This is a genomic window from Enterobacter sp. A103 (genome assembly GCF_034427535.1).
GTDB lineage: Bacteria > Pseudomonadota > Gammaproteobacteria > Enterobacterales > Enterobacteriaceae > Enterobacter > Enterobacter asburiae_B.
Genome location: NZ_JAXQPQ010000005.1, coordinates 64,096 through 76,205, shown reverse-complemented (window position 1 = coordinate 76,205; position 12,110 = coordinate 64,096). Strand labels below are relative to the sequence as shown.

At 55.8% G+C, this 12,110-nt stretch carries 9 protein-coding genes; 4 read left to right on the top strand and 5 right to left on the bottom strand.

Annotated elements, in window-relative coordinates; translation table 11 throughout:
* Positions 1 to 6 precede the first annotated feature (6 nt).
* From mtgA to lptF, 5 genes are all read right to left on the bottom strand, one after another.
* A complete protein-coding gene (mtgA, locus tag SPH27_RS14995) occupies positions 7 to 732 on the bottom strand; it encodes a monofunctional biosynthetic peptidoglycan transglycosylase (RefSeq protein WP_182071508.1) in 726 nt (241 codons plus the stop codon).
* Entirely contained in the window at positions 729 to 1,382 is a 654-nt protein-coding gene (gene elbB, locus SPH27_RS14990; protein ID WP_182071536.1) for an isoprenoid biosynthesis glyoxalase ElbB, read from the bottom strand. Before elbB ends, mtgA begins: the two co-directional genes overlap by 4 nt.
* 232 nt (positions 1,383 to 1,614) lie before the next feature.
* Entirely contained in the window at positions 1,615 to 3,948 is a 2,334-nt protein-coding gene (gene arcB / locus SPH27_RS14985; protein WP_087823142.1) for an aerobic respiration two-component sensor histidine kinase ArcB, read from the bottom strand.
* A gap of 135 nt (positions 3,949 to 4,083) precedes the next feature.
* A complete protein-coding gene (lptG, locus tag SPH27_RS14980) occupies positions 4,084 to 5,166 on the bottom strand; it encodes an LPS export ABC transporter permease LptG (protein ID WP_024906346.1) in 1,083 nt (360 codons plus the stop codon).
* Entirely contained in the window at positions 5,166 to 6,266 is a 1,101-nt protein-coding gene (lptF, locus tag SPH27_RS14975; protein WP_024906345.1) for an LPS export ABC transporter permease LptF, read from the bottom strand. Before lptF ends, lptG begins: the two co-directional genes overlap by 1 nt.
* A 266-nt stretch (positions 6,267 to 6,532) precedes the next feature.
* Here lptF and pepA point away from each other — a divergent pair, with 266 nt between their 5' ends.
* The 4 genes from pepA (at position 6,533) to SPH27_RS14955 (ending at position 12,056) form a co-directional block, all read left to right on the top strand.
* Entirely contained in the window at positions 6,533 to 8,044 is a 1,512-nt protein-coding gene (pepA, locus tag SPH27_RS14970; RefSeq protein WP_023309366.1) for a leucyl aminopeptidase, read from the top strand.
* Positions 8,045 to 8,130: 86 nt separating this feature from the next.
* The gene (holC, locus tag SPH27_RS14965) at positions 8,131 to 8,574 is read left to right on the top strand and encodes a DNA polymerase III subunit chi (RefSeq protein ID WP_008502815.1); all 444 of its coding nucleotides are present in this window, start codon (positions 8,131 to 8,133) and stop codon (positions 8,572 to 8,574) included.
* Entirely contained in the window at positions 8,574 to 11,429 is a 2,856-nt protein-coding gene (locus SPH27_RS14960) for a valine--tRNA ligase (RefSeq protein ID WP_023309367.1), read from the top strand. The genes holC and SPH27_RS14960 overlap by 1 nt, the downstream gene beginning before the upstream one ends.
* A 123-nt stretch (positions 11,430 to 11,552) precedes the next feature.
* Positions 11,553 to 12,056 (top strand): GNAT family N-acetyltransferase, encoded by a 504-nt coding sequence (locus SPH27_RS14955; RefSeq protein ID WP_059445460.1) that lies wholly within the window; start codon positions 11,553 to 11,555, stop codon positions 12,054 to 12,056.
* The last annotated feature ends 54 nt before the right edge of the window (positions 12,057 to 12,110 follow it).

Sequence of the window (12,110 nt, the reverse complement as noted above, 5' to 3'; positions counted from 1 at the left end):
TCCGCTCTACATAAGATTATTACGCTGCATAAACCCCTCTCCGCCCAGCTGATTCATCTGGCGCATAATCCACGCCTGACGGGTTCGCACGTACCCTGATGGGGCACTGGCCTTAAAGCGGATAGGGTTCGGTAACACAGCGGCCAATAGCGCTGCTTCTGACATGTTCAGACGGCTGGCTGGCTTATTGAAATACCGCTGTGCGGCAGCTTCCACGCCAAATATACCGTCGCCAAACTCAGCGACGTTGAGATAGACGGTCAGAATGCGTTTTTTGCTCCAGACCGTTTCCATCCCCAGGGTCAACCCTGCTTCCAGCCCTTTTCGCAACCAGCTTCGACCATCCCACAGAAACAGATTTTTGGCCGTCTGCTGCGACAAGGTTGATGCCCCGCGCACGCGGTTTTCATGGCGTTCGTTATGGGCTAACGCCTTCTCAATGGCCGCCACGTCGAACCCCCAGTGCTCCGGGAATTTCTGGTCCTCCGCCGCGATGACCGCCAGCCCCATGAACGGGGAGATCTCGTCCATGCTCACCCAGTCAGAGTGGGCAACGTAGCTGAAATCGCCACTGAACCACGCGCTAAGCTGGCGCTCAACCATAACGGCAGAGAACGGAACCGGCATAATGCTGAATAAAGCCAGCCCGCCTCCCCAGAATACCGCCAGCACAAGTACGATGCGCAAGAGAAAACGTTTCACCCCTGCACCTGCGGCAAATTTACGCCTCATTCAGTCAGCACCAGCACGCGAGCCACCAGCTTTTCAATACCTGAGGCCGCCTCAGCGATATTATTCGCCAGCATATAAGCCGGCGTGGTGACAATTTTGTTATCTTCATCAACCACAATGTCATCAACCGGGCACGGAACGTGTTCGCCCCCCATTTCCTCGACGATCTCTGCGGTATCAATATCCGTCCCGATAGTCAGGCGCAGCGGGAAATCAAAAATACTGGGCAGCATTGCCGGCGCGATGCAGATAAAGCCCTGCGGTTTTCCTGCCGCGTGCATGGCCTGCGACAGCGCTTTAAGATGAGGATCAACCTGACACTCCGCGCCCTGCGCAGCAAAGGTACTGAGATTTTTGGCCGCGCCAAACCCACCCGGCACAATGAGCGCATCAAGCTCTGTAGGGTCTGCCTGAATAAGAGGATGGATATCACCTCGCGCAATACGCGCGGCTTCAATCAGTACATTGCGGGTTTCTGCCATCGGCTCGCCGGTCAGATGATTAATCACATCCGCCTGATTTTTGTCCGGCGCAAAACAAATAACCTCTGCTCCCTGCTTAGCCAGGGCCAGCAGCGTGATTACGGCTTCATGTATTTCAGAACCATCGTAAACACCGCATCCGCTCAGCACGACACCAATCTTTTTCATCATGACAATCCTTTTCTGCAACTTGCTGAAGCACATTAATAATTTTGATTAAAACGCTATGCTTCACACATTTCACTGATTCATGTAACAAACCATTTAAGATTTGCTATCTTATCTGCGTGCGGCCTAAATTTTTCAGGCAGCGCCCTTTCGAAAATAACTTTAAAAAACAGGCGCAGCCACGATTTCCCTGGTGTTGGCGCAGTATTCGCGCACCCCGGTTAATCCGGGGTCATTTTTTTCTGGCGTCTACCCAGGCTTTAAGCACCGCCACATCGTTTTGCCACTCTTGTTTCATCTCTTCAACCCAATCACCCACGTTATCTTCCCATGCGGGTAAATCAGGCGACTGAATCTGTTGACCCAGTTGCTGCAGATGGCGTAAACCGACCGAGCCGGCGGCGCCTTTAATTTTATGTCCTTCTTCGACGATGCCCTTCTGGTCACGAGCCGTCAGGTTTGATTCCAGCACGCTCAGATAGCCCGGCATCATTTTTTCGAACACCGCCAGACCATCGGTAATCAGTTTCGGACCCACCAGATCGATGTACTGCTCCAGCATTGCGGTATCGAGTATCATTTGGGCTTTTGCGCTATCAACAGACGTCATGGTGCTCTCCTCTTCATCACGGGTATCCCAGAACTTCTTAATCATGGCGGTCAGAGCAGGCACCGCCAGCGGCTTGCTGAGTACATCGTCCATACCGGCATCGAGATACTCTTTTTTATCTTTCAGCACGTTCGCCGTCAGCGCCACCAGCGGCGGCAGCTCGTCGGCCGCGTACTGACGCGTCAGCTCACGCGAGATATCCAGCCCGGTCATATCCGGCAGCTGGATATCGAGCAGAACAAGATCGTATTCGCCCGGTTTAAACATCTCCAGCGCGGCCTTACCTGTCATGGCGACATCCACGCTGTTGCCCAGTTTTTCCAGCACCGAGCGCGCCACAATCACGTTCAGCTCAATGTCTTCCACCAGCAGGACGTGCAGCGCGGGCAGCGGCATATCGTCGTTTTCAAAGGTGTCTTCAACCTCTTCCGCCACCGCCGGCGCATGGACCGTCAGCGTGAAGGTTGATCCTTTGCCCGGCTGGCTGACAACGGTGATATCGCCACCCATGCTCTTCGCCAGCCGTTTAGAGACCGCCAGGCCAATGCCCGTTCCTGTCGCCGGTTTCCCACCGTTGCTGTCCTTCACCTGGTAGTACATCGCGAAAATTTTGTCCTGCTCCTCCTGCGGAATACCCATCCCGGAGTCTTCCACCTCGAAGTGCAGCATATCGCCTTCGTCATAGCGGATGCGCACCGCCACCTGCCCCTTCTGGGTAAATTTCACCGCGTTGCTGATAAGGTTCCACAGGATCTGGCGCAGACGCGTGCCGTCAGTCACCACTTTATGCGGCAGCGGCAGGGTTGGCTCCATGACAAAGCTCAGTCCCTTCTGCTGCGCCTGCAGGCCGGACAGGTTTTCGAGGTCGGCAAGGAAGCTGGTGAAATCAACCGGCTGATTATCAAGCTGAACTTTACGGCGCTCCATCTTATCCATATCAATAATATCGTTGAAGATATTACCCAGCGTGACCGCGGATACATGGATAGTCTTGAGGTATTTTTCCTGCTCTGCGGTCAGGTCGGTATCCAGCAGAATACGGCTCAGCCCGACAATCCCATTAAGCGGCGTACGCAGCTCGTGGCTGATGGTGGAGATAAAGGTAGTCTTGTCGCGGCTGGCGCGCTCCAGGGCATCCTGGTAGCGCTTACGTTCGGTGATATCGCGGCCAAAGCCCATCAGGCCGTGGCGTTTCCCCACGCGGTCATAGTAGGGCACCTTACGGATCTCAAAGCAGGCTTTGCGTCCATCCGGGTAATCCAGCCACTGTTCATAGGTCAGCGAGACGTTATGGCGGAACACTTTTTCGTCCGTCTCCATGACCTTGGCCGCTGCCTCTTCAGAGTAAACGTCCTGCGGCTTCAGGTTAATCAGCTGCTTTTCGCTTTTCCCGGTGAGCAGCTCCATCGCCCGGTTACAGCCGGAAAACTCTTTATCTTCATTACGGTAAAACACCAGATCCGGCGAAGCATCGAGGAACGACCGCAGGAAAGAGGATTGCTGCTCAAGCTGGATCTGCGTGACCTCGCGCTCTTTCATTTCGATTTTCAGCTGCTCCAGCGTGGCCTGACGCTCGGCTTCCGCCTTCTCACGATCGGAAATCTCCTGATTCAGCTGCGCAATGTTGTCTTTAAGCTGGACGTTGAGCTTCAGGTCGCGCTCGCGCATCTCTTCCAGTTTATCGACCAGTTTTGACAGACGCTGACGGGACTCTTCCAGCTGTTCAACCACCACGGAAAGGAAATAGACCGCCCAGGGCGTAATGAGCAAGCCAAAGAAGATGGAGCGGATGACGTCGATACTCTCGACCTGACCATGCAGAACCATGGTGACGGCCATTTGCACGACAATGGCCAGAACGACCAGCGCCAGCGCAAGCAGCATGGAGAAACGCACCAGCCCAAGCTTCATCATCAGGTCGACGTAATACTGGGCAAGCATTCGAATTTGCTTCATAGAGGATCCCTTCACGACTTTATCGCTCAATAATACTCAAATTCAGGGCGAGGCGTTGAAGGTTGTGAGAAAAAGTGCGGGGTGAAACAGGAGATTAGCCTCGCTCCCGGTTAACCGGAAGCGAGGAGAGGTCAATCAGGAGCGTTTCAACAGCAGCCAGAGGCTGATCAGGAGGAAACTGGCGCTTGGCAGCAGCGCACCAATTATCGGCGGAATGCCATAAACCAGCGTCAACGGACCGAAGATCTGATCGAGCACGTAGAACACAAAGCCGAAACTGATACCGGTCACGACGCGCACGCCCATCGGCACGCTGCGTAACGGGCCGAAGATAAACGACAGCGCCATCAGCATCATCACCGCCACGGACATCGGCTGGAAGATCTTGCTCCACATGTTGAGCTGATAACGTCCTGCGTCCTGCCCGCTCGACTTCAGGTATTTCACATAGTTGTGCAAACCGCTGATGGAGAGCGCGTCAGGATCCAGCGCCACAACACCGAGCTTATCGGGCGTCAGGTTGGTTTTCCACGTACCGGTTACCGTCTGAGAACCCGTAATCTGTTTCGGATCGGTCAGGTTAGATTCATCAACCTGGGACAAACGCCACTGTTTATGTTCGGCGTCAAATTTCGCCGAAGAGGCGTGGCGGACTGACTCCAGACGGCGCTGGTCATCGAAAGCGTAAATGCTCACCCCACCCAGTTCATCATTCCCCTTCACCCGTTCGATGTAGACGAAGTTTTTACCGTCTTTCGCCCATAAACCTTGTTGGGTCGAGAGCAGCGAGCCGCCGTACATGGCCTGCGCACGGTAGTTACGCGCCATCTGTTCGCCCTGCGGCGCGACCCACTCGCCAATCGCCATGGTCAACAGCACCAGTGGGATCGCGGTTTTCATGACCGACAGCGCAACCTGCATGCGGGTAAAGCCCGAGGCCTGCATAACGACCAACTCACTGCGCTGCGCCAGCATCCCCAGCCCCAGCAGCGCGCCCAGCAGGGCCGCCATCGGGAAGAAGATCTGTACATCTTTCGGCACGCTGAGCAGGGTATACATCCCCGCGCCCATCGCGTCATAGCTCCCCTGGCCGGCTTTTTTCAGCTGATCGACAAATTTGATAATGCCGGAGAGCGACACCAGCATGAACAACGTCATCATGATGGTGGTAAAAATGGTTTTACCGATATAGCGATCAAGAACGCCAAACGCCTGCATTAGATGGCTCCTTTACGCGAGAATCGGGCACGTATGCGGCGCACAGGCACCGTATCCCACAGGTTTAATCCCAGCGCCAGTAAGATGTACAGGCTGTTGACGAACCATGTCCAGACCATAGGGTCCAGCTTACCCTTCGCGCCGTTAGAACGAATAGAGGTTTGCAGCAGGAAATAGATCAGGTAAAGCAGCATCGCCGGCAGCATAGAGAGCACGCGGCCCTGGCGCGGGTTCACCACGCTCAGCGGAACGACAATCAGCGCCATCATAAACACGGTGAAGACAAGCGTAATACGCCAGTGGAACTCAGCACGCGCTCTGTCGGTATCGGTATTCCACAGGGTACGCATGTCCATTTGCTCGGTATCCGTTGGATCGAGTGCCACCGCCTGATGGCCGATAATGGCCTGATAGTTCTGGAAATCCGTAATACGGAAGTCGCGCAGCATGGCGGTGCCTTCGAAACGGGTGCCTTTGTTCAGCGTCACGATCTGAGAACCATCTTTGCGCTGAGCAAGCTGACCGGAGTCTGCAACCACCACGGAAGGACGCGCGTTACCTTTGGGACGTAACTGCGCCAGGAATACGTCGTTGAATTTACTGCCGTCAACGCTCTCAATAAACAGCACGGAGTTGCCGTCGGTCGCCTGCTGGAACTGCCCCTGGGCTAAGGCTGCCATGCCGGGGTTGGCTTTCGCTTCGGCCAGCACTTCGTCCTGATGACGGGAAGACATGGGACCCGCCCACATCACATTCACCGCCGCGACAATACCCGTGAACAGCGCCAGTATCATGGCCGCTTTCACCAGTACCGCTTTGCTCAGGCCACAGGCATGCATCACCGTGATTTCACTCTCGGTGTAGAGTTTCCCAAGCGTCATGAGCAGGCCAAGGAAAAGACTTAGCGGCAGGATGAGCTGCGCCATTTCCGGGATCCCTAAGCCAAGCAGGGAAAGCACCAGATTTGTTGGAATTTCGCCGTCAACGGCCGCACCGAGGATCTTAACCAGCTTCTGACAGAAAAAAATCAGCAGCAGGATGAAGAGGATCGCCAGTTGGCTTTTGAGCGTCTCCCGCACCAGATATCTTATGATTATCACTTTAAATACGCCCGTAAAAACCCGTCTCTTTGCTGGAAAATCGCTTGTTTCATGGCTTAAACGTCATTTATTCTCTTGAGTCGTCGAAATCATCGCTAAGATTAAAACATCCGGCGGATTCACGCTTCAGGACTTTTTCTGACGTGTCGAAACCGTAGTAACGTAAGATTAACACGAAGTCACCACAACAGCGGACATGAGTTACGAAAGGTTTCAATTCTATCCGTAGCTGCCGCCGTTGTCTTTAAGATTCAGGAGCGTAGTGCATGGAGTTCAGTGTAAAAAGCGGTAGCCCGGAGAAACAGCGGAGTGCCTGCATCGTTGTGGGCGTCTTTGAACCACGCCGACTCTCCCCGATCGCCGAGCAACTCGATAAAATCAGTGACGGCTATATTAGCGCCCTGCTGCGCCGTGGCGAACTGGAAGGCAAACCTGGGCAGACGCTGTTACTGCACCATGTTCCGAACGTACTGTCAGAACGTATTCTGCTGATTGGCTGCGGCAAAGAACGCGAGCTGGATGAACGTCAGTATAAGCAGGTGATTCAGAAAACAATCAATACGCTGAATGATACTGGCTCAATGGAAGCCGTATGCTTCCTGACGGAGCTGCACGTTAAAGGGCGTAACACCTACTGGAAAGTGCGTCAGGCGGTTGAAACGGCAAAAGAGAGCCTGTACAGCTTCGATCAGCTGAAGACCAATAAAAGCGAGCCGCGTCGTCCGCTGCGTAAAATGGTCTTTAACGTGCCAACCCGTCGCGAGCTGACCAGCGGCGAACGCGCGATCCAGCACGGTCTGGCGATCGCGGCCGGCATTAAAGCGGCCAAAGATCTCGGCAACATGCCGCCTAACATCTGTAACGCGGCGTACCTGGCCTCTCAGGCGCGTCAGCTGGCCGACGCCTACAGCAAAAACGTCATTACCCGCGTCATCGGCGAACAGCAGATGAAAGAGCTGGGGATGCACTCTTACCTGGCTGTCGGTAACGGCTCGCAGAACGAATCCCTGATGTCCGTCATCGAGTACAAAGGCAATCCGTCCGAAGACGCGCGCCCGATTGTGCTCGTCGGTAAAGGCCTGACCTTCGATTCCGGCGGTATCTCCATCAAGCCTGCCGAAGGCATGGATGAGATGAAGTACGACATGTGCGGTGCGGCGGCGGTTTACGGCGTGATGCGCATGGTCGCGGAACTGCAGTTGCCTATCAACGTGATCGGCGTACTGGCGGGCTGCGAAAACATGCCTGGCGGGCGCGCCTATCGTCCGGGTGACGTTCTGACCACCATGTCCGGCCAGACCGTTGAAGTGCTGAACACCGACGCCGAAGGGCGTCTGGTGCTGTGTGACGTGCTGACCTACGTTGAGCGCTTCGAGCCGGAAGCGGTGATTGACGTCGCTACCCTCACCGGAGCCTGCGTGATTGCGCTGGGCCACCATATCACCGGCCTGATGTCGAACCACAACCCGCTGGCGCATGAGCTTATCGGTGCCTCAGAGCAGGCCGGGGACCGCGCATGGCGTCTGCCGCTGGGTGACGAGTATCAGGATCAGCTGGAGTCTAACTTTGCGGATATGGCGAACATTGGCGGACGTCCTGGCGGGGCGATCACCGCGGGCTGCTTCCTGGCACGCTTCACCCGCAAGTACAACTGGGCACACCTGGATATCGCGGGCACCGCATGGCGCTCCGGTAAAGCCAAAGGCGCAACCGGTCGTCCAGTGGCCCTGCTGTCGCAGTTCCTGCTGAACCGCGCAGGTTTTAACGGCGACGAGTAAGTCTAAACGGCAGTAAACCGTAGGCCGGGTAAGGCGAAGCTGCCGCCCGGCTTAAGCATTTAAAGTGAGCACAAGAAGCCCCATATATGAAGAATGCAACGTTCTACCTTCTGGACAACGACACCCATCAGGATGGCCTCAGCGCCGTAGAACAGCTGGTGTGTGAAATTGCCGCAGAACGTTGGCGCGCAGGTAAACGCGTTCTGATTGCCTGTGAAGATGAACAGCAGGCGATTCGCCTGGATGAAGCGCTGTGGGCGCGCCCGCCGGAGAGTTTTGTGCCGCACAACCTGTCGGGCGAAGGCCCGCGCGGTGGAGCACCGGTTGAAATTGCCTGGCCGCAAAAGCGCAACAGCAGCGCGCGCGATATTCTGATTAGCCTGCGGATAGATTTTGCAGATTTTGCCACCGCTTTCACAGAAGTGGTAGACTTTGTCCCTTACGAAGAATCTTTGAAACAACTGGCGCGCGAACGCTATAAAGCGTACCGCCTGGCTGGTTTTAACCTGAATACGGCAACCTGGAAATAATGGAAAAGACATATAACCCACGCGATATCGAACAGCCGCTTTACGAGCACTGGGAACAGCAGGGCTATTTCAAGCCTAACGGCGACGAAAGCAAAGAGTCCTTCTGCATCATGATCCCGCCGCCGAACGTCACCGGCAGTTTGCATATGGGTCATGCTTTCCAGCAGACCATCATGGACACCATGATCCGCTACCAGCGCATGCAGGGTAAAAACACCCTGTGGCAGGCGGGGACTGACCACGCGGGTATCGCGACCCAGATGGTGGTTGAGCGTAAAATTGCCGCTGAAGAAGGAAAAACCCGCCACGACTACGGTCGCGATGCGTTCATCGACAAAATCTGGCAGTGGAAGGCGGAATCCGGCGGCACCATTACCCGTCAGATGCGCCGTCTCGGCAACTCCGTGGACTGGGAGCGCGAGCGCTTCACCATGGACGAAGGCCTGTCCAACGCCGTTAAAGAAGTCTTCGTCCGCCTGTACAAAGAAGACCTGATTTACCGCGGCAAACGCCTGGTAAACTGGGATCCAAAACTGCGCACCGCCATCTCTGACCTGGAAGTGGAAAACCGCGAGTCTAAAGGCTCCATGTGGCACATCCGCTATCCGCTGGCCGATGGCGCAAAAACCGCCGACGGAAAAGATTACCTGGTGGTTGCAACGACCCGTCCGGAAACCCTGCTGGGCGATACCGGCGTGGCCGTTAACCCGGAAGATCCGCGTTATAAAGATCTGATCGGCAAATTCGTGGTGCTGCCGCTGGTAAACCGCCGTATTCCGATTGTGGGCGACGAACACGCCGACATGGAAAAAGGCACCGGCTGCGTAAAAATCACCCCTGCGCACGACTTCAACGACTATGAAGTCGGCCGTCGTCACGCCCTGCCGATGATCAACATTCTGACCTTCGACGGTGATATCCGCGAAAGCGCAGAAGTGTACGACACCAAAGGCAACGAATCCGACGTTTACTCCAGCGACATCCCGGCTGAGTTCCAGAAGCTGGAGCGTTTTGCCGCACGTAAAGCCATCGTGGCTGCCGTTGACGCGCTCGGCCTGCTGGAAGAGATCAAACCTCACGATCTGACCGTGCCGTACGGCGACCGTGGCGGCGTGGTTATCGAGCCAATGCTGACCGACCAGTGGTACGTGCGTGCCGACGTGCTGGCGAAACCGGCTGTGGAAGCGGTTGAAAACGGCAGCATTCAGTTCGTGCCGAAGCAGTACGAAAACATGTACTTCTCCTGGATGCGCGACATTCAGGACTGGTGTATCTCTCGTCAGCTGTGGTGGGGTCACCGTATTCCGGCGTGGTACGACAACGAAGGCAACGTTTACGTTGGCCGTAGCGAAGACGAAGTGCGTCAGGAAAACAACCTGAGCGCGGACGTTGCGCTGCGTCAGGACGAAGACGTGCTGGACACCTGGTTCTCCTCCGCGCTGTGGACCTTCTCCACCCTCGGCTGGCCAGAAAACACCGACGCGCTGCGTCAGTTCCACCCAACCAGCGTGATGGTGTCCGGCTTCGACATTATCTTCTTCTGGATTGCCCGCATGATCATGATGACCATGCACTTCATCAAAGACGAAGACGGCAAGCCGCAGGTTCCGTTCCATACCGTCTACATGACCGGTCTGATCCGCGACGACGAAGGCCAGAAAATGTCCAAGTCCAAGGGTAACGTTATTGACCCGCTGGACATGGTTGACGGTATCTCTCTGGAAGATCTGCTGGAAAAACGTACCGGCAACATGATGCAGCCGCAGCTGGCTGAGAAAATCCGCAAGCGCACCGAGAAGCAGTTCCCGAACGGGATCGAGTCTCACGGTACCGACGCCCTGCGCTTCACCCTGGCGGCACTGGCCTCAACCGGTCGTGACATCAACTGGGACATGAAGCGTCTGGAAGGTTACCGTAACTTCTGTAACAAACTGTGGAACGCCAGCCGCTTCGTGCTGATGAATACCGAAGATCAGGATTGCGGCTTCAACGGCGGCGAGATGACGCTGTCTCTGGCAGACCGCTGGATCCTGGCGGAATTCAACCAGACGGTGAAAGCGTTCCGCGAGGCGCTGGACAGCTACCGCTTCGATATCGCGGCGGGCATCCTGTATGAATTCACCTGGAACCAGTTCTGCGACTGGTATCTGGAGCTGGCGAAGCCGGTGATGAACGGCGGCACTGAGGCGGAGCTGCGCGGCACGCGCAATACGCTGATTACCGTTCTGGAAGGTCTGCTGCGCCTGGCGCATCCGGTCATTCCATTCATCACCGAAACCATCTGGCAGCGCGTGAAGGTGATTGCGGGCATCAACGCCGATACCATCATGCTGCAGCCGTTCCCGGAATTCGATGCGGCCAAGGTTGATGAAGCGGCGTCCGCGGATACCGAGTGGCTGAAACAGGCGATCGTTGCGGTACGTAACATCCGTGCTGAAATGAACATCGCCCCTGGCAAACCGCTGGAGCTGCTGCTTCGTGGCTGCAGCGAGGCGGCCGTTCGTCGCGTCACCGAGAACAACACTTTCCTGAAAACCATGGCGCGTCTGGAAAGCATCACCGTGCTGCCTGCGGATGACAAAGGTCCGGTTTCCGTGACCAAAATCATCGACGGTGCCGAGCTGCTGATCCCGATGGCGGGCCTGATCGACAAAGACGCCGAGCTGGCTCGTCTGGCGAAAGAAGTGGCGAAAGTCGACGTGGAAATTGGCAAAATCGAAAGCAAGCTGGCGAACGAAGGCTTTGTGGCCCGCGCGCCGGAAGCAGTCATCGCGAAAGAGCGCGAGCGTCTGGTTGCTTTCGCCGATGCGAAGACCAAACTGATCGAGCAGCAGGCGGTTATCGCAGCCCTGTAATGCTTTTACCCCTTACGCTTCAGGGCGTAAGGGGTATCCTTCCTGAAAACTCCTCGCTTGCACTCCCCTTTCTGCGGTGCTATTAACAGCAGTTATGTGTCAATTTTTGTAATGAGTAATGCTATGAGCGTGATTACCCCCGTCGCGACGACGATGCGCCGGATCGCTGAGCAGGATAACCCGGCTATCGCCGCCGTTATCCGCACCGTTTCTGCCGAATATGGCCTGACGGCTGACAAAGGCTACACGGTTGCAGACCCGAACCTGGACGAGCTTTACCAGCTCTACAGCCAGCCAGGGCATGCCTACTGGGTAATCGAGCAGAACGGTCAGGTGGTGGGCGGCGGCGGCGTGGCGCCCCTCAGCTGCAGCGAGCCGGATATCTGTGAGCTGCAGAAAATGTATTTCCTGCCAACGGCGCGCGGGCAAGGACTGGCAAAAAAGCTGGCGCTGATTGCGCTAGACCACGCGCGCAAGCAGGGTTTTACCCGCTGCTACCTTGAAACAACCGCTTTCCTCAAAGAGGCCATCGGCCTGTATGAACATCTGGGCTTTGAGCATATCGATGCGCCGCTGGGCTGTACCGGCCACGTTGATTGCGAAGTCAGAATGCTGAAAAGTCTGTAAGTTTCGTTCCTGCCCTCTTCTGTTAAGCGGCTGTAAACTGAATGCTCTACACTC

What these genes read in the sequence shown, in the direction of transcription:
- elbB (WP_182071536.1), bottom strand. Translation starts at nt 1,382, where the DNA reads ATGAAAAAGATTGGTGTCGTGCTGAGCGGATGCGGTGTTTACGATGGT.
- SPH27_RS14955 (WP_059445460.1), top strand. Translation starts at nt 11,553, where the DNA reads ATGAGCGTGATTACCCCCGTCGCGACGACGATGCGCCGGATCGCTGAG.
- pepA (WP_023309366.1), top strand. Translation starts at nt 6,533, where the DNA reads ATGGAGTTCAGTGTAAAAAGCGGTAGCCCGGAGAAACAGCGGAGTGCC.
- SPH27_RS14960 (WP_023309367.1), top strand. Translation starts at nt 8,574, where the DNA reads ATGGAAAAGACATATAACCCACGCGATATCGAACAGCCGCTTTACGAG.
- holC (WP_008502815.1), top strand. Translation starts at nt 8,131, where the DNA reads ATGAAGAATGCAACGTTCTACCTTCTGGACAACGACACCCATCAGGAT.
- lptG (WP_024906346.1), bottom strand. Translation starts at nt 5,166, where the DNA reads ATGCAGGCGTTTGGCGTTCTTGATCGCTATATCGGTAAAACCATTTTT.
- mtgA (WP_182071508.1), bottom strand. Translation starts at nt 732, where the DNA reads ATGAGGCGTAAATTTGCCGCAGGTGCAGGGGTGAAACGTTTTCTCTTG.
- arcB (WP_087823142.1), bottom strand. Translation starts at nt 3,948, where the DNA reads ATGAAGCAAATTCGAATGCTTGCCCAGTATTACGTCGACCTGATGATG.